The sequence below is a fragment of the Gymnodinialimonas sp. 202GB13-11 genome (assembly GCF_040932485.1).
Classification (GTDB): domain Bacteria; phylum Pseudomonadota; class Alphaproteobacteria; order Rhodobacterales; family Rhodobacteraceae; genus Gymnodinialimonas; species Gymnodinialimonas hymeniacidonis.
Genome location: NZ_JBFRBH010000001.1, coordinates 811752 through 829777 on the forward strand (window position 1 = coordinate 811752; position 18026 = coordinate 829777).

The window sequence follows — 18026 nt, forward strand, 5'->3', positions numbered from 1 at the left end:
AAACCCTGCACCTTTAGGCGCATTTACCCGGCATCAAGCCCCACCTACGGGGCGCAACTTATGGAGTGACCATGGCCAAGGAAGAGATGCTCGAATTTCCTGGTGTCGTGAAGGAACTCCTGCCAAACGCGACATTCCGGGTCGAGCTCGAAAACGGCCATGAAATCATCGCACATACGGCAGGCAAGATGCGCAAAAACCGCATCCGGGTTCTGGCAGGCGACAAAGTTCAGGTGGAAATGACCCCCTACGACCTGACGAAGGGTCGTATCAACTACCGCTTCAAGTGACCGAACGCACGATCACGACCCCCGCCGAGATCTCGGACGGGGTGCGTGCCTTTGCGGCGACCCTGGGCGATGGGGAGGCGCAGTTCGTCCCCGTCCAACCCGCTGAGAACGCAATAGAAGATCAGCCCTTCTACAACGTCATCGTCGCAGGTGACGGCGCAAAGCCCGTCTTCGGTTGGCTGATTTGGGAGCTCACCGGCTACTGGCTGGAAGCCCAACGCCACGCGGTCCTCGAAACCGCCGAGGGCCTCAAAGACATCACGCCCCCCATCGACAACGAGGCCCAAATCCTCTTCGTCCGCGATAGCGGCTGGGAATTCGACTACCTCAACCCCCAACCGCTCAGAAAACCCGCGCGCCACCTGCTGACCGAGGATCGCGACGTCCGCCAATGGGCGAAGCTGGCCGATGATTTCGACATGTTCAAATTCCGCCACACCGTCTTCAAAGGCGACAAGTCGGAATTCGTGATCCCCGAAGGCAAAGACCACCGCCGCATGGAACGCCTCCAGCGCGACTACAACGCTGCCGCCCGCGTGGCACTCGCGAAATGAAGCTGATCCTCGGCTCCGGCAGCCCGCGTCGCCTTGAACTCCTCGCCGTCCTCGGCCTTGAACCGGCCGAGATCCGCCCCCCGGACATCAACGAAGACCCGCGCCCGCAGGAACTCCCGCGCCCTTACGTCGAACGCATGGCCCGCGAAAAGGCGCAAGCCATTCCCTGCGCAGAAGACGAAGTCGTCCTCGCCGCTGACACCACCGTCGCCGTCGGCCGCCGCATCCTCGGCAAACCCGAAAACGTGGAGGAGGCCCGCGCGTTCCTCGACCTGCTTGGCGGCCGTCGCCACCGCGTCTACACTGCCATCGCCGTGAAATCCGCCGATCACCTCCGCACCCGCGTCGTTGAATCCCGCGTCCAGATGAAGCGCCTCTCCAACACGGAACGCGAAGGCTACATCGCTACCGACGATTGGCAGGGCAAGGCGGGCGGCTATTCCATCCAAGGCCCCGCTGGCGCGTTTATCCCGTGGATCAGCGGCTCACACTCCGCCATCGTGGGCCTGCCGCTCGCCGAAACCGCAAACCTCCTGCAAAGCGCAGGCATAAAGGTGTGGACGCCATGAAAGGCAGAACCGTCCTCCTCGACCATATCGCAGGCCGCGAAGCCGCTGCCCTGATGGTCGATGGCAAACTCCACGATCTCCTGATTGACCCGCCCGAGGATGCGGCCCCAGGGGTTGGCGCGATCTTCTTCGCCGTAGCCGACAGACCGCTGAAAGGGCAGGGCGGCATCACCCTGCAACTGGGCGATGGACTGATCGGCTACCTCCGCCGCGCGAAAGATATCTCGCCGGGTGATGCGTTTTTTGTGCAGGTCTCCGGCATGGCAGAGCCGGGCAAGGCGATCCCCGTCACGCCGGATCTGATCTTCAAATCCCGTTACGCCATCGTCACGCCGCACAAACCCGGCATCAACGTCTCCCGCGCGATCCGCGACGATGATGAACGCGACCGCCTTCTCGAAATTGCCCATGATGTGATGGCGGGTGACTACGGCCTGATCCTCCGCTCCGCCGCCACAGGGGCCGACGCGCAGGCCGTGGCCGACGACATCGCCACGATGCAGGACCTCGCCGCTCAGGTTCTTGGTCACGACGAAAAAGACCCCGCCCTTCTGTGGGCGTCGGAATCTGCCCATCACCTCGCATGGCGCGATTGGGTAAACCCCGATGAAGTCGTAACCGAGGACGGCTGTTTCGAGACCCACGGCGCGCTTGAGGCGATTGATGCGGCCCTCTCTCCGTCCCAACCGCTCTCAGGCGGTGGCCACGCCTATGTTGAGGCGACCCGCGCCCTGATCGCCGTGGATGTGAACACCGGCAAAGATCATTCCCTTGCCGCCGGGCTAAAGGCCAACCTCGCGGTGGCCCGCGACCTGCCGCGCCTTCTCCGCCTCAAGGGGCTGGGGGGGCAGATCACGCTCGACCTCGCGCCGATGCCGAAACGCGATCGCAAGCAGATCGAGGATGCCGTGAAGAAGAGCTTCCGTCAGGACGGCTCGGACGTGGTGGTCGCGGGTTGGACGCCCCTTGGCCATCTCGAGCTTACGCGCAAGCGGGATCGCCTGCCGCTGTCTCAGGTCTGGCCAAAGCAGTAGGGCGGGCCTTGGCCTGCCGCGCACCAAACGCCATCAAATGCCCTGGTTCTGTGCGTAAATCGTGTAGTTACAAAACAACTACAGAAAAACTACAGGTTCACTACAGCGCAAATCGTCATCTCAGCCGCCTCAGCAGCGCAAGCGACGGCTCGCCGTTCACCGGCAATCCATTGGCCGCCTGATAGGCCTCAATCGCGGCTTCCGTGCCCGGTCCGATCACCCCATCGGGCGTGCCCGCATCAAAGCCGGCGGCATTCAGAAGCTCCTGCAACTCGCGCCGCTGCGCCTGCGTCAACCCACTGGTATCCGCACCAAAGGATTGCCTGAGAGGCCCGCCGCCAGCGAGCCGATCCGACATATAGCCCACGCCGATCCCGTAGTTGGTGGAGTTGTTGTAACGCAGTATCACATTGAAATTGTGATATAAAATCCAGGCGGGCGCACCGGCGCCACCCGGCGCGTGGATCGCCGCCGACCCATGATCGGGCAAGCTTCCGCCCCCGGCGCGCCGCACGCCCAGATCACGCCAGGCGCTGACCGACCGACGGTTGTCCCGCCCGGTCGAGGCGCTAAACCCTTGAGGAAGCTGCACTTCCAAGCCCCAGGGCTCGCCGCGCCGCCACCCGAACCGGTTGAAGTATGAGGCCGTGGAGGCCAGTGAATCCGTCGGATCATTAGACCAGATATCGCGTCGTCCATCACCCCTGAAGTCGACCGCATATTCCTCGTAAGTCGTTGGAATAAATTGCGTATGTCCCATCGCACCTGCCCATGATCCAAGCATCTGCTCAGGCGTCGTGTCGCCATTCTGGATGATCTTCAGGGCGGAGACCAACTGCGCCTCGAAGAACCGCCCACGCCGCCCTTCCCATGCCAGCGTTGCAACAGCGGAAATCACCGGAATATCCCCCAGCCGGGTCCCAAACCGGCTTTCCACACCCCAAACGGCGGCGGTTACCTCCGGCGGAACGCCATATGTGGCCTCTATGTCATTGAGAACACTGCGTTGTTGCGAAAATCGTCCGCGCCCGACCGACAGATCATCATCGCCAGCCACAAGCGCAAGATAATCCTCGGTCGACCGCCGGAACTCCGTCTGGTTGCGGTCCCGCTCCACCACTCCCGGCAGGAAGCCCACGCCCCGCAGGCCCCGATTGAGCGCATCTTCACTGATCCCAGCCGCCCGCCCGCGTGGCCTAAATGCTTGAATCCAAGCGTCAAATTCAGCATTCGGCTGCGGCATGAAGTCAGGGTCGGTCGATGGCCCACCCGCACCCGCCGCGCCAATCTCAGGCAGGCCCAAACCGCCGCCTCGGACACAACCCGCGAGTGCAAGCGCACCTGTTCCCGCCAATACCGTCCGTCGTGATACACCCATCTCACTGCTCCACCCGTGTTTTCCCCCAGCTAACGGCCCAAAGGCCGTTCACGCAATCCCCAAGCGCATACGGGCCCCTTGCAGGCAGGTTCGGGCTGCCCCAAATTGTGCCAACCACACTATTTCCCGAGGCCCTATGACCTGTCCCATCTGCGAAAAAGAGTCAGCCCAAGCCTACCGTCCTTTCTGCTCGCGCCGCTGTGCGGACGTCGATTTGGGGCGGTGGTTGAACGGTAGCTATGCCGTCCCGTCGACTGATCCTGAAGATATCGAGCAGGCCCTTGAAGAGGCCGCGAAATCTGAGCCAAAACTGCACTGAAACGTCGCGCTGAAAAATCCACTTCCCCCTATGGACAGCGCCCTCCGATCCCCCTAGAACGCCGCTACCCACAGCGGAGGTTGTCCCTCGCTGATCCCGTGCCCGGGTAGCTCAGGGGTAGAGCAGTGGATTGAAAATCCTCGTGTCGGTGGTTCGATTCCGCCCCCGGGCACCACTCAAACTCCTAAATTATGTGCCGTATGCTCCGCTCATTGCTGGAAGCGATGACTGAGGTATTGGCCAAGTTTACGCAAGCCAGCCCGCAACACTTCCGGATCGTTCGCGAAGCCTACGCGCACGTAGCCCTCCATATCAAACGCGTCACCGGGGGTGAGCATCACTCCCGTCTGCTGAACTAGGTCGACGCAAAACTCCCGCGTTGGGATCGGAATATCCAGACGTATCATTGCGGTCGTACCTGCACGCGGTCTAACCCAGCTTGCCAATGGCTCCGCTTCCACCCATGCATCCAGAACTGCGAGGTTGCCACGTGTGATGTCGCGGCTGCGTTGAAGAAGGTTTGCTCTATTTTCCAAGGCGATAGCAGCAAAGTGATCATTGATCATTCCGACTGAAATCGTGTCGTGATCCCGGTGGAGCAGGACCTGCTCCGTCACCTCTGCCGGGGCAACGATCCAGCCAACGCGCAAGCCCGCCAGTGAAAAAGCTTTTGAAACGCTCGCGGTCGCAATGCCCTTTTCATAAACATCGACGATAGACGGGCTCATTCCGTCGCCGCTTTGCCCTGTGCCGCGATAAACTTCGTCGCACAGAATGTACGCCCCGACACGTCTTGCGATTTCGGCGATGTCTTCGAGCATGGGGCGCTCAATCAGAGCACCTGTCGGGTTGTTCGGGTTGGTCAGGACGATCAGCTTCGTGTCGTCTCGGACCAGTTCGCGTAACCGCTCGATGTCTGGCAGAAATCCGTTCTCCGCCTCCAGATCAAGCGTTTGAACTTCGGCACCAATGCTCTCGGGTATCGAGTGATGCTGTTGATATGTCGGCACGACAGAGATCACATGGTCGCCGCGAGAAACCAGGGATTTGTGGACCAACATGTTGGCGGCGATTGTGCCGTGAGTGACTGTAATTCGGTCGCGGGCGGCGTCGTGGTAAAGCGTCGCGATCGCCTCTCGCAATCGATCGGAGCCTTCGATGGCCCCGTAGGTCATCTTCATGGAAAGTAATTCTGACAGGTCCGCATTGTTGCGCCCAGCCATCTGCAAAAGCTCTTCAATGGTAATGCTCGCGACGCAGGTTTCGGCAAGATTGTATGTGCAGCGCGTCTCCCACTCATTCATCCAGATCTCGACCTTGAACGGTTCGATGTACATTGGCGCGCTCCGGCTGCTGGAAGAAGTTGCATGACCATAGCCCAATGGGGTGTGGTCAGACCAGCCGGTCAGCTTTCGCGCATCGCGTGTTCGAAATAAGCAAAGAAGGGCTCAATCAGGTAAATCAATGGCGGGCGGGCCTCTGTCTGGATGAAAGCATCCACCGGCATGCCGGGTATGAGGTCTCGGTCGCCCAACAGGGCAATTTGATCAACAGGCAGCGTGATTTCGATTTGGTAGAAGGCGTTACCGGTTCCATCCTCCGTGAAGGCGTCGGCCGAAATCAAACCAACTTCTCCAAGGATTTCCGGGAGTTCGAGTTGATTAAATGACGAAAAGACAAGCCGGACCTCCTGTCCGGGGAAGATCTGATCAATGTGTTGGGCTGCGACGCGGGCGGAGATCACATGGGGCCGACCCTCAGGCACAAGATACGCAAACGGATCGGCTGGGCGCAGAACTGCACCTTCGCCAAAAATTGTGAGCCCGTGGATTCGGCCAGCGATTGGTGCGCGCAGTTCATGCCGGGAGATGCGTGTCTCCAGCCCATCTAAGCGTTCAATGAGCTCCTGCTCAGCTGCGCGAACCTCACGCAATTCAGTGATGGCTTGTTCCCGTCGTTCTGTTTCCAGTTGCAGAATGGCCAACTCGCCTTCGATGATGCGCTCGGCGGCCTCGGCCTCGTTGGCCGCAACTTCTCCGATCGCACCGCGGAGTTGAGCCAATTCCTGCTGCAAGCGGACCACGGGATCCTGGGTGCCGGCGCCTCGCGCAAGCAGGTCTTGGCGGCGGATCAATTCTGACTCAATGAGTGAAATCTGCGCGGCAATGGCTTCGTTTTGCGCTTGCAGGGCCCGAAGCTGCGCATTGATTTGAGTAATCCGCCCTTGCTGCTGCGCAATCGCGCGCTCGTGGGCCTCAATGCGGATCGAAAATAGGTTTAGTTGACCGGAGAGGAGATCAGCAACTGCAGGATCGCGCTCGGCGCGCTGCAACAGATCTGGAGGAAATAGGACTTCTGGAAACCCATTATGTTCGGCCGCCAACCGGGCTCGTCGTGCTTGAATTTCCGCCAGATTTGCGAGCGCAACGTTCCGCTCGGTCAGCATTGCAGACGCATCAAGCCGCATAAGTACATCAGATGCGTCAACCCGGTCGCCTTCTTCAACCAGCAATTCCGTCACGCGCCCGCCATCGGGATGCTGAATCGTTTGCAGGTTTCGTTCGACGACGATCTGCCCCGGCGCGATAATGGCGCCCGAAAGGGTCGTCATGACGGACCAAGACCCGAACCCGGCCACCAATGTCACTATACCGAGCACCCCAATCCACATGGGGCGTGCGACCGACCAGTTCGTTGACGTGCCGGTCATGCGAGCGCGCCCTTTGCCTGGTTTTCGGCCACGAGGCGTACGGTGTTGGAGTTTTTCACCACTTTCGACAGAACTTCGTCACGGGGCCCGAAGGCAATGGCCACCCCGTCTTTGAGCGCCAGCAGCTTATCGCAATGCCGGATTGCAGCAGGGCGGTGGGCCATAATGACAACCGCCAAGCCATCATGTTTCATGGCTTGGATGGCTTTGTTCAGTGCGTCTGACCCTGTTTGATCTAGGGCGGCGTTTGGTTCATCGAGTACAAGAAGGACCGGCTGGCGATAAAGGGCACGGGCGAGACCAACGCGTTGGATTTGTCCGCCAGAAAGCTGAGTACCGGCACCGGTAATCTGAGTGTCATAACCGTTCGACAGGGCCCGGATCATTGTGTCCGCATCGGCAGCCTTTGCGGCGGCTGAGATCGCGCCTGCGTCGGGAGCTGGGTCAAGGCGCGCGATGTTTTCTGCAATTGTACCCTGGAACAATGAGACGTTTTGGGGAAGGTATCCGATCAGCCGACCCAAACGGTCCGGCTCGTATTGGTCGAGCGTTGCGCGGTCCAGCCGGACGGATCCACCGGAGGGTGACCAAATCCCGGTCAAGGCGCGCGCCAGGCTGGTTTTTCCAGCGCCGGAAGGGCCGATCACGCCCACTGTTTCGCCGGGTTCCACGCGAAAGGACACGCCGCGCAATGTTGGTTTCGCCGCGCCCGGCGGGACAACAGACAGATTTGAAACGCTCAACGCGGCTGCCGGATGCGGCAGTGCCAATCGGTTCATGGCCTCGCGCTCGCCGGCCAACAGGTCGCTTAGTCGGTTCCAGCCGCGTAAAGCCTCTGCAATCGTAGACCATTGTCCGATAGCCAAATCGATGGGGGCCAGTGCGCGCCCGAGCAATACCGCCCCCGCGATCATTGCGCCTGCCTGTAGCTCACCCCACAGGACCAACAAGGCTGCCAGCCCCAGAATTGCGGATTGCAGGAACAATCGGAGTGTTTTTGAGAGTGTGGCATAGCCCCCAACGCGATCCGCTGCCTGCATGGAGACGGAAAGGGCCTCTCCCCTTCGGCCAATCCAACGTGCCAAGGCGGCATCGCCCATTCCGAGGGCGCGAATAGCCTCTGCTTGCGACTGCATGTCGCCTGCCAATCGATCAGCCAAATGGGCGTTTTCCGCGGCTTCCGACAAAAGATCTTTTGTTGTTCTGCGGTTCAGCAGTGTGACCATGATCAACACGGCCATACCAATCAACGCCATCCAGCCAAGCAAGGGATGGAAGATGAATAGCGCAATGATGAAGAGGGGCGTGAACGGTAGGTCAAATACCGCCATGAAGACGGGTGAGGCGGTCAAACGTTGGACCGCAGCAAGATCTGACAATGCCGTTTGGGCCTGTGCAGTGCGCTGTGCGCGGGCCAGAGCAGCACGGAAAACGCGGGCATCGAACGCCTCCTGAAGTCTCGCGCCGTACCGCGCAGCCACACGCGCCCTCGCAAAGTCGAGAATGCCCATCATTGCGAACAGGAACGCCACAAGTATCGTCAATGCCAGCAGGGTCTCGGCGCTTCCAGATCCAAGCACGCGCTCGTAGACCTGCAGCATATACAGCGGCCCTGTAAGCATCAGGACGTTCACAAAAAGACTGAACAGGAGGACAGACCGCAAAATCCATGCGTTCTGGCGGCGAAATGTGCTCAGTTCAATGGAGTTAGATGGTCGGTCGGTGCGCAAACGGGACTCCGGAGGCTCGGTTATGCCGCGCACCCTGCGCCAAGAGTGTTAATTCCATCCCAACAGGCTGCATGAATTCACGTCAGGCAATGGGCTGTTTGCTGCCCCATCTGCGCCAAGCTGTCCGCTCAGTGTCAAATTCAGTCACCACGTTCCAGCGTGTGCTTCGCTTGGGCCGTGCGGCTTCATGCACTTACCGAACAAAATCAAGCGAGCCGCCCAGTTCCGATGCCTGTCATGCTTACGAGAAGACCACCGTCCTTCGTCCGAGCCGAGATGCTGCTGGTGCATTCACTCCTATACTCGCGACCGAAAACGGAGCAGGCCAACACGCAAATATGCTTTCGATGATGGCCGTCGCCTGTCACGGAAGGTCTCGTCACCAAAAGTGGGACCTTTATGGTTTGGGCCTGGATCTGGGTCGCAGAAATGGCAGCACAAACTGGTACTGGACCCCGCGCACAAAACACGGCATCGGGGGCGCATGGATTTTGGAACAGTAGTTCAGACACTTGTCGATTGGGTCGTTAGTATCGGATCAGGCGTTAATGAGCTTCCGGGCACGGTCGCCTTTGGCCTTGGCCTGTTCACTTGGTTTGCGGTTGAGCAAATCCTCCAGCGGATTTTCAACGGCTTGAAATGGGCAATATTGATCGGCGTCGTGGTCGCACTTGGGCTCTCGTTGCCGTATCTTGTGAACACGGTTTTTGGATCGGGCGGACCCTAGGCCGAACCAGCCGGATAATAGGTCAGTCAACCAGTTTCATATCGCGCATATGGGCCGCAATGATTTCGTCGATGCTCTCGTCCACCGGAAAACCCAGTTCGGTTGCCAACGTGCAAGCGAACGCTTTCGGCCAGCCGCCGACAATAGCGGCGACGACAGGGTCAGGCTTGGAGATCACCCGTGCGCGCATCTCAGGCCCCACTGCACGTTCCAGTGCCTCCAACATCTCATTGACGGACACGCTGATCCCACGCCCTGAGACGACGGCGCCCGGTCCCAATGCGCCGCCAGGCAGGCTGGCTGCGTGAAGCAGGGTCTCAACGGCGCAATCGGGTGAGGCGATCCAGACCTTCAAGGCACCATCGACGGGCAGTGCGGCCTCTTCCCCGGCAAGGGGCTCACGGATGATGCCGGAGATAAAGCTGGACGCCGCAGCATTCGGGCGGCCGGGCCTCACGGAGATTGTGGGCAACCGGACGCAGCGCCCGTCCATGTGGCCGCGTCGGGTATGGTCGGCCAGCAAAAGCTCCCCAATCGCCTTCTGGGTGCCGTAGGAATTCTGCGGCGTCAGACAGAAGCTGTCGGGGACGATGTCGGGCAAGTCACCGCCAAACGCCGCGACAGAAGACGTCGCAACGACTTTAGGGTTGGATCGCAAGTGCCTGATGTCGTTAAAAAAGGCGGCGGTTGCTTCCAGGTTGACCCTGTAGCCCAAATCAAAGTCCGCCTCCGCCGCGCCAGAGACGATTGCAGCAAGATTGAAGATCAGGTCAGGAGCGCCTGCAAGGCAGGTCTCGCGCCCTTCGCCTGTGCCCAGATCGGCGGCGATTGTCGTTATGGGGAACGCGGCGTCCGGCGCAGGTGGTTCAATTAAATCAGCGAGCACAAGCTGCGTAAGGGGCTGGCCTACAATTTTGCCAGATCGTGCCAGTCGGTTTGCCAGACGCGCGCCGATCATGCCGCCTCCACCAGTGATCAGAACGCGCATTACGCAGCACCGGCTTGCGTGGGCAAGGCATCGAAGGATCGCAGGATGTGCGAGAAAGCGGCGTCGTCAATGTCACGGTGCAGGACCATCCGGCAGGCAGGCTCAGGCGCCGACATGGCGATGCCTGCATTTGAAAGGTGGTCGAGGCTGACCCCACGGCGTGGTGTCAGGAACACCATATTGGTGGCATGGCTGACATCACCAATGTCGAGGCCGCGCAAGTGTGATGCAAGCGATTCCGCCCGTTGATGGTCTTCGGCCAGTCTTTCAACATTGCGTTCCAGGGCGAAAAGGCCCGCTGCCGCCAGGATACCAGCCTGACGCATTCCGCCCCCGAGCATCTTTCGCATACGCCGCGCCTTTGCGATCAGGTCTTTTGGCCCAACCAGCACGGAGCCCACCGGCGCACCAAGTCCTTTTGAGAGGCAGACGGAAACAGTATCGAATGGATCGGCAAGGTCGGTCTCTGAACATCCGAGAGCCGTGATGGCGTTGAAAAACCGCGCACCATCGAGGTGTGTGGACAACCCGGAGGCGGGTCCGGCATCGGTGGCCTCCTTGATCTTCTGCAATGGGACTGCGCGTCCGTAATTTGTGTTCTCCAGTGACAGCAGACGGCTGATGGGGTGATGACTGTCATCTTCCTTGACCGCACCCGTGATCGCGTCCGCGTCCAACCCGCCATCGTTCGAAACTGGCAAAGCATGCAGAGCCACACCACCAAGAACCGAGGCACCCGCCGCCTCATACCTGATCACGTGGTAGCTTTCGCCAGAGATGACCTCTTCCCCACGCCCGCAATGCGCCAACATGCCAAGCAGGTTTGATTGCGTGCCGGATGGAACGAAAAGCCCGGCCTCTTTTCCAAGCCGTTCGGCGAGGCTGGCCTCCAACCGATTGATAAGAGGGTCCTCGCCGTAGACGTCGTCACCCACTTCTGCCTCGGCCATGGCCGCGCGCATTGCGGCACAAGGCTTGGTCACTGTGTCAGAGCGCAGATCGGCTACGAAAGGCCCGGGCGAGTTGGAAAGGGGGCTGTATTGCGACATCTCGAACGCTCCTTTGCTGCGATTTGCACCGCATCACGCGGCGCCGAAATCTGCAACCCCAGCCCATCCCTGGCCTTGTCGTTCGCCGAAATGCGGTTCATTCTGGCCTTATCAGTGTTTATGAGCGACCATGGCCATCATCTCCGAACACCACATCTTTCTGTCGGAAGACGCCAATGTGGGCCTCCAAACCAGATTGAAAGATGCCATCACCCGCGCCATCTGGGACGGCCGCTTCGCGCCCGGAGATCGGTTGCCCGCCACTCGGGCCTTGGCGAAACATCTTGGCATCAGCCGGATCACCGTTAGCCTTGCCTATGACAGCCTGTTGGCGACAGGCTATATCGTCTCGCTCGCGCGGTCGGGATACTTCGTCGCCCCCGATGCGCCGACGCGGATTGAAACCGTTGGAACGGCTGGCAACGGCACGGTCGAACAGATGGATTGGGCCGCGCGACTTGGCGATCCGCCCAAGGCACTTGGCGCGCAGGCCAACCCGCCCGATTGGCGGCGCTACAAATATCCATTCATCTTTGGTGAGCCGGACGTTGCGCGCTTTCCGGTCGATGATTGGCGGGATTGTGTGCGCCGAGCGTTGGGAAAGCGCCATTTCGAACAGATCGCCTTTGATGCGCGCGACCGAGATGATCCATTTCTGTTGGAGCAGATTGTTCGGCGATCGGTGTCAGGGCGCGGAGTGGCCGCGTCGGTGGAGGAGGTCTTGGTCACAGCCGGGGCGCAAAACGCGCTTTGGTTGATGGTTCAAGTCCTGTTTCCCAAGAGGGAAGGTGTGGTCGCGATTGAGGATCCCGGCTACCCCGAGTTGCGCAACCTCTTGTACCAGCAAGGGCTGACGGTCCGCCCCATCCCGGTTGATCAGGATGGCCTGAGGGTCAGCGAGATTCCGTCTGATGTGCAGGCCGTCTTTGTGACGCCGTCCCATCAAGCGCCCACCGGGGCAACGATGTCCATGGCTCGTCGCAATGAGTTGCTGGAGCGCGCCGAGCAGGATGATTTCATCGTCATCGAGGACGATTACGACTATGAAATGGCCTATGCGTCCCCGGCGCTTCCAGCCCTCAAGTCGCTGGATCGGCGGGGGCGCGTTGTCTATGTCGGCAGCTTCTCAAAATCTATCTTTCCGGGCCTGCGCCTCGGCTATCTGACGGCAGATGCTGCTTTGGTGGAACATGCCCGTGCCATTCGCACGCTCAGCGGTCGCCACCTGCCAGGACTGACACAAAAGACCGTCGCCTATTTCCTTTCCGAGGGGCATTACAATAGCCATTCCCGGCGGATGCGTATGCGCATGTCGCGGCGCAACGAGGTGCTGCGAGAGGCGTTGGGTGCGCAAGGGCTTACACCCGCATTGGAGCGCGTCACAGGCGGCACCACGCTTTGGCTGCGTGGGCCAGATGGCATGATTGACACGGAAATCGTGGCCGCTTTGCGCGAGAAGTCTGTATTGGTCGAGGCCGGATCAGCCTTCTACGCTGACCCCAATCCACCGATGAACCGATTGCGCCTTGGCTTTGCGACAATCGAAACGGCGTTGATCGAAGACGGGGTAGCCCTGATCGCGGAGGCAATCAGGGCGCAAGTCTAGTTTTGCAACGCCTCCCCGGGCCTCCGGCTCACGTCTCAGCCGCCCTCAGGCGCGGGCGCGCTCGGATTTAGGATCGTACATCGGCTTGAGGCTGGCTTCGGCCAAGAAGCGCGTACCGGCGACTTCGATCTCGTAGGTCGATGCCAGCACCTCGTCAGGTTTCTCGCCGGGGCAGGGGACATAGCCCAGGCCAATCGCGCCGCCCAACGTGTGACCATAATTGCCGGAGGTGATGTAGCTGACGACCTCACCATTCCGCACAATCGGCTCTGCATGGAACAGCATCGCCTCCGGGTCGGTCAGCTTGAACTGCACCATGCGCATTTGCAGGCCCTCATCCCGCTTGCGCGCCACAGCGTCTGCGCCGATGAAGTTGTTTTTCTGCTTGCTGACGGCAAAGCCCAGGCCCGCCTCAAGCACGTGATCTTCGCCGGTGATGTCGTGGCCGAAATGGCGGAAGGCCTTTTCGATCCGGGCGCTGTCCATCATGTGCAACCCGCACAGGCGCAGGCCATGGTCCGTGCCGGCCTCTTGCAGCGTCTCGAACACATGGGCGGCCTGATCGGCGCTCACATAAAGCTCCCATCCCAACTCGCCCACATAGGTCACGCGGTGCGCGCGGGCGAGACCCAGGCCGATTTCCACCGTTTGTGCAACGCCGAAGGGGAAGGCCTCGTTCGACCAATCGTGCGGGCTGACCGATTGCATCAGGGCGCGAGCATTGGGGCCCATGACGCAGATCACCGCCTCGGACGCACTGGCATCCGAGATGACCACAACCTCATCACGACGGTTGGTCTTGAGCCACGCCATGTCGCGGATCAGTGTCGCCGCCGGGGTCACGATGAAATAGCTATCCTGCGCCAGGCGTGTGATCGTGACGTCGGCCTCGATCCCCGCACGTTCGTTTAGGAACTGCGTATAGACGATCTTGCCCGCCGGCACCGACATATTGCCGCCCGCCATGCGGTTCAGGAACGCTTCTGCGTCGGGGCCATCCACGCGGATTTTGCCGAACGAGGACATGTCGTACATGCCCACAGTGTTGCGCACCGCGTCATGTTCCTGGCGCTGGTTCCAGAACCAGTTCTGCCCCTTCCAGTCATAGCGGTACTCGGTCTCCTGGCCCGGATTGGCGAACCAATTGGCCCGTTCCCAGCCAGCCAATTCACCGAAGACGGCGTTGTTAGCCTTCAGATGCTCATGCAAGGGTGAGCGGCGCACACCCCGCGCGGTCTCTTTCTGGCGGTTGGGATAGTGGTCTGCATAGAGCAGGCCGAGCGTTTCCGAGGCGCGTTCCTTGAGGTAGCGGCGGTTCTTCTGGAACGGCTGCATCCGGCGAATGTCGACCTCGCCCACATCGAAGGGGGGAATGCCGTTCTCCATCCACTCGGCCAGCGCCCATCCGGCGCCACCAGCCGACTGAATGCCGATGGAGTTGAAGCCCGCGCAAACCCAATAGCCGTCGACCTCAGGCGCGGGGCCCATGTGGTAGGCATCATCGGGCGTAAAGCTTTCGGGGCCGTTGAAGAAGGTGTGAATGCCCGCCTCAGCCAGCATGGGGAGGCGTTCGCACGCGGCCTCCAAGATCGGCTCGAAATGGTCGAAATCCTCGGGCAGTTGGTCGAATTCGAAATCCTCGGGGATCGGACCCCATGGCTTGGCCTTAGGCTCGAACGCGCCAAGCAGCATCTTGCCCGCATCTTCCTTGTAATAGGCGCACTCGTCCGGCACCCGCAGGACCGGCAATTGCTTCAGCTCGGGGATGTTCTCGGTGACGATGTAGAAATGCTCGCACGCTTGCAGAGGTACATTCACGCCCGCCATCGCGCCGAAATCGCGCGCCCACATGCCGGCGCAGTTCACAACCAGATCGGCCTGAACGGTGCCTTCCTCACCATCAGCCTCCCAGCTGACGCCGTTGACCTTGCCGCCTTCGGTGTCGATCCCGGTGACTTTCACCCCCTCCAGAACCTTGGCACCTCCCATCCGCGCGCCCTTGGCCATGGCCAGCGCGATATTGGCCGGGTCGCCTTGACCGTCCAGCGGCAGCCACACGGCGGCGGTCATGCCCTCGGTGTTGACGTGCGGATAATGCTTAAGAACCTCGGCGGCGTCGATTTCCTCGACCTCAACGCCAAAGCTGCGCGCCATGGAGGCCTGGCGGCGGATTTCCTCGGCCCTGTGCTCGGTCAGCGCCATGGTGATGGAGCCGCAACGTCGGAAGCCCGTGGCCACGCCGGTCTCGGCTTCGAGGTTGCCGTAAAGCTCCTGACTGTAGCGGGCGAGGCGGGTCATGTTCTTCGTCGCCCGCAACTGCGCGATCAGACCCGCCGCGTGCCACGTCGTGCCAGACGTCAGCTTTTTGCGCTCCAGAAGGACCACATCCGTCCAGCTAAGTTTCGTCAGGTGATACGCAACCGAACAACCGATAACGCCGCCACCGACGATGACAACGCGCGCGTGGGAGGGGACTTTGGACATGTGAGCAAACCCGGTCGGAGAGAGGATGAAAAAAGGGCGGGCCTTTCGCAAAGCCCGCCCGGATCAGATCAGCCGTTGTCGCGCATATCGTCAAGCGTTGCGCGGAAGCGATCCACGATCTCGTCGACATTTTCGCGCGTTGCGATGAACTGCGGCGCAATGATTGCATTATCGCCAGTGAACTTCACCGACAGACCTTGCCAGAACATGCGCTTCTGCAACTCGGTGCCGCGCATACCCGGCCCGCCATCTGCATGAACTTCGACACCAGCCATCAGGCCTGCAACGCGGATGTCGTTGATCAGCTCGTGATCCTTCAGGCCATCCATCAAGGCACTCTCGAAATAGGGGATCAGGTCGGCGGAACGCTGAATCAGATCCTCTTCTTCGATGATGTCCATCATCGCGTTACCAGCCGCACAGGCGGCGGGGTGGCCGGAATAGGTGTAGCCGTGGAAGAACTCCGTCAGGCCACGCTTGGAGGAGCCGACAACTGTCTCGTAGATATCATCGCGGCAGGCCACAGCACCCATCGGGATGGAGCCGTTGGTCAGGGCCTTGGCCATAGTGATGATGTCGGGCTCTACGCCGTACCGCTGTGCGGCGAACGCGGTGCCCATGCGGCCAAAGCCGGTGATGACTTCATCAAAGACCAACAGGATGCCGTACTGGTCGCAGATCGCGCGCAGACGCTCCAGATAGCCTTTCGGGGGCGGCAGGGCGCCGGTGGAACCGGCAACCGGCTCAACGAAGACGGCCGCGATATTGCCACCGCCATAGGTCTGGGCCATCCGCTCCAGATCATTGGCCAGCTCTACACCGTTATGCTCGGAATGGCCGCCGGGGATGAACTTCTCGGACGGGTCATAGGTGTGACGCAGCATCATGACGCCGGGCACCGTGGCGTGGAAGATATCGCGGTTTTTGACCATACCCGACAGGGACACGCCACCGATGTTCACGCCGTGATAGGCGCGCTCACGGGACACGAACCGAGGCCGGCTTTCGCCGCGCGCGTTCCAGTAGGCCATGACGATCTTCATCGCCGTGTCGACGCTCTCGGAGCCGGAGTTGGTGAAGAAGACGTGGTTCATCTGCTCGGGCAACATGCGGCTGATCTTCTCGGCCAGCGCGAAAGAGCCGGGGTGACCTGCCTGGAAGGGCATGACGTAGGTGTATTCCGTCATCTGCTTGGCGACCGCTTCGGCGATCTTGGGGTGGCAGTGACCGGCGGGCGAACAGAACAGGCCCGACGAGCCGTCGATCAGCTGACCGCCTTTGTGGTCATAGAGGTGCACACCCTCAGCGCGGACGACGAGGCGCGGGTCCTCTTTGAAACCGCGATTGTCTGAAAACGGCATCCAGTGCGCTTCGAGCGAGTTGTTAGCAGCATCATAGGCCATGGGGTGTTTCCTCCCAAAGGGCGCGCCATTGCGCGCGAAAACGATGCGCGAAAATCGCGCCACTCAGAGAGTCGGAGTAGGGCCAGAGTTGACGTTGATTAAGGCCACGTTCGGCGCGCAGAATCGACAAGCAACAAAGGCGCAAATCCGCCAAGGATTGCGCAATGATCGTGCGTACAAACTGGGGAGTTAGTCGAGCGCCTGGGCCTGAACAGCCGTTACAGCGATGATGTCCACGATGTCACGGGCCGTCGCACCCCGGCTGAGGTCATTTGCGGGCTTGGCGAGGCCCTGCAAAACCGGGCCAATTGCCGTAGCCCCCCCAATGCGTTGGGCAATCTTGTAGCCAATGTTACCCGCGTCGAGGTTAGGGAAGACGAATACGTTTGCTGCCCCCGCAACGGCGGATCCCTCCGCTTTGCGTGCCGCCACCGAAGGAACGAAGGCCGCGTCAAATTGCAGCTCACCGTCAATCGCCAACTCTGGTGCCGCAGCCCGTGCCAGCGCCAGAGCATCTGTCACCTTGGTGACCGCCGCATGTTTTGCACTGCCCATCGTCGAGAAGGACAGCATTGCGACCCTCGCAGTCTCGCCCAAAAGGGCCTCCGCCGACCCGGCGGCCTGTTGTGCGATGCCTGCCAGTTCCTCGGCTGACGGATCAATCACCAAGCCACAATCCGAGAAGACCATGCCTCGCGGTCCTGCTGGGTGGTCCGCTGCCAGGGTCATAAGGAAAAAGCTTGATACCAGTGGAGCGGTCTTGGCCTTGCCGATCACCTGAAGCGCCGCGCGGACCACATCTGATGTCGTGCGCACACAGCCGCTGACCGTGCCATCGGCTAGTCCGGCCTCCACCATCAAGGCGGCGAAGATCAGAGGGTCGCGCACGGCCTCCGCTGCTTTGGCCTCCGTCATGCCTTTGTGGCCGCGAAGCTTCACCAATCGGGCAACGAATGCATCGTGGTGGGGTGAACTATCCGGGTTCAGTACCTGCACACCGGTCGCGATGGCGGCCTGCACCTCGGTCGGTCCTAGGATCGTGACATCTGCCAGACCCTGCTCAACGGCAATCCGCGCGGCATCCTGCACGCGCGGATCGTCGCCTTCGCTGAGCACAATGTGCTTTTTGTCTGCCGCCGCACGGGCGGCAATGGCGGCAAGCGGATCACCTGCCGCCACGCTCAT

The 18026-nt window shown here is 60.7% G+C and carries 16 protein-coding genes and 1 tRNA gene; 8 read left to right on the top strand and 9 right to left on the bottom strand.

The features are described 5' to 3' along the window. Nucleotides 1-71: 71 nt before the first annotated feature. Genes infA through V8J81_RS04160 form a run of 4 tightly spaced genes read left to right on the top strand, consistent with a single transcriptional unit; the run spans nt 72 to nt 2447 of the window. Complete coding sequence (gene infA, locus V8J81_RS04145) at nt 72-290, top strand: translation initiation factor IF-1 (protein ID WP_011455993.1); 219 nt, start codon at nt 72-74, stop codon at nt 288-290. Next, nucleotides 287-844, top strand: a complete 558-nt coding sequence (locus tag V8J81_RS04150) for a hypothetical protein (protein WP_368474485.1) — start codon at nt 287-289, stop codon at nt 842-844. Before infA ends, V8J81_RS04150 begins: the two co-directional genes overlap by 4 nt. Continuing rightward, the gene (locus V8J81_RS04155; RefSeq protein ID WP_368474486.1) at nt 841-1413 is read left to right on the top strand and encodes a Maf family protein; all 573 of its coding nucleotides are present in this window, start codon (nt 841-843) and stop codon (nt 1411-1413) included. Before V8J81_RS04150 ends, V8J81_RS04155 begins: the two co-directional genes overlap by 4 nt. Beyond that, on the top strand, nt 1410-2447 hold the full coding sequence (locus tag V8J81_RS04160) for a ribonuclease E/G (RefSeq protein WP_368474487.1): 1038 nt from the start codon (nt 1410-1412) through the stop codon (nt 2445-2447). The genes V8J81_RS04155 and V8J81_RS04160 overlap by 4 nt, the downstream gene beginning before the upstream one ends. Before the next feature lie 115 nt (nt 2448-2562). On the opposite strand, the gene V8J81_RS04165 is transcribed toward V8J81_RS04160, so the two are convergent. After that, the gene (locus V8J81_RS04165) at nt 2563-3825 is read right to left on the bottom strand and encodes a lytic murein transglycosylase (RefSeq protein WP_368474488.1); all 1263 of its coding nucleotides are present in this window, start codon (nt 3823-3825) and stop codon (nt 2563-2565) included. A 136-nt stretch (nt 3826-3961) separates the two neighbouring features. Here V8J81_RS04165 and V8J81_RS04170 point away from each other — a divergent pair, with 136 nt between their 5' ends. Beyond that, the gene (locus tag V8J81_RS04170; protein WP_368474489.1) at nt 3962-4144 is read left to right on the top strand and encodes a DNA gyrase inhibitor YacG; all 183 of its coding nucleotides are present in this window, start codon (nt 3962-3964) and stop codon (nt 4142-4144) included. Between the two features lie 100 nt (nt 4145-4244). Continuing rightward, nucleotides 4245-4319: transfer RNA gene (locus tag V8J81_RS04175), tRNA-Phe, on the top strand. 34 nt (nt 4320-4353) lie between these two features. Here the strand turns inward: V8J81_RS04175 and V8J81_RS04180 are convergent. The 3 genes from V8J81_RS04180 to V8J81_RS04190 are packed head-to-tail and all read right to left on the bottom strand — an operon-like array spanning nt 4354 to nt 8584. Beyond that, the gene (locus V8J81_RS04180) at nt 4354-5526 is read right to left on the bottom strand and encodes an aminotransferase (RefSeq protein ID WP_368474490.1); all 1173 of its coding nucleotides are present in this window, start codon (nt 5524-5526) and stop codon (nt 4354-4356) included. Nucleotides 5527-5549: 23 nt separating this feature from the next. Further along, nucleotides 5550-6854: an HlyD family type I secretion periplasmic adaptor subunit gene (locus V8J81_RS04185; RefSeq protein WP_368474491.1), complete on the bottom strand. Its 1305-nt coding sequence runs from the start codon at nt 6852-6854 to the stop codon at nt 5550-5552. Further along, nucleotides 6851-8584, bottom strand: a complete 1734-nt coding sequence (locus tag V8J81_RS04190; protein ID WP_368474492.1) for a type I secretion system permease/ATPase — start codon at nt 8582-8584, stop codon at nt 6851-6853. Before V8J81_RS04190 ends, V8J81_RS04185 begins: the two co-directional genes overlap by 4 nt. A gap of 484 nt (nt 8585-9068) precedes the next feature. Between V8J81_RS04190 and V8J81_RS04195 the strand changes: the two genes are divergently transcribed. Continuing rightward, nucleotides 9069-9311, top strand: coding sequence for a hypothetical protein (locus V8J81_RS04195; protein WP_368474493.1), 243 nt, complete (start codon nt 9069-9071; stop codon nt 9309-9311). 22 nt (nt 9312-9333) lie between these two features. On the opposite strand, the gene denD is transcribed toward V8J81_RS04195, so the two are convergent. Both denD and ltaE read right to left on the bottom strand, forming a co-directional pair. After that, nucleotides 9334-10299: a D-erythronate dehydrogenase gene (gene denD, locus V8J81_RS04200; RefSeq protein ID WP_368474494.1), complete on the bottom strand. Its 966-nt coding sequence runs from the start codon at nt 10297-10299 to the stop codon at nt 9334-9336. After that, nucleotides 10299-11348, bottom strand: a complete 1050-nt coding sequence (gene ltaE, locus V8J81_RS04205) for a low-specificity L-threonine aldolase (protein ID WP_368474495.1) — start codon at nt 11346-11348, stop codon at nt 10299-10301. Before ltaE ends, denD begins: the two co-directional genes overlap by 1 nt. Before the next feature lie 130 nt (nt 11349-11478). Here ltaE and pdxR point away from each other — a divergent pair, with 130 nt between their 5' ends. Continuing rightward, a complete protein-coding gene (gene pdxR / locus V8J81_RS04210) occupies nt 11479-12954 on the top strand; it encodes a MocR-like pyridoxine biosynthesis transcription factor PdxR (protein ID WP_368474496.1) in 1476 nt (491 codons plus the stop codon). A 45-nt stretch (nt 12955-12999) separates the two neighbouring features. Here the strand turns inward: pdxR and V8J81_RS04215 are convergent, their stop codons facing one another. From V8J81_RS04215 to pta, 3 genes are all read right to left on the bottom strand, one after another. Continuing rightward, complete coding sequence (locus V8J81_RS04215; RefSeq protein WP_368474497.1) at nt 13000-15438, bottom strand: GcvT family protein; 2439 nt, start codon at nt 15436-15438, stop codon at nt 13000-13002. Between the two features lie 68 nt (nt 15439-15506). After that, nucleotides 15507-16841, bottom strand: coding sequence for an omega-aminotransferase AptA (gene aptA, locus V8J81_RS04220; protein ID WP_368474498.1), 1335 nt, complete (start codon nt 16839-16841; stop codon nt 15507-15509). Between the two features lie 189 nt (nt 16842-17030). Continuing rightward, complete coding sequence (pta, locus tag V8J81_RS04225; RefSeq protein WP_368474499.1) at nt 17031-18026, bottom strand: phosphate acetyltransferase; 996 nt, start codon at nt 18024-18026, stop codon at nt 17031-17033.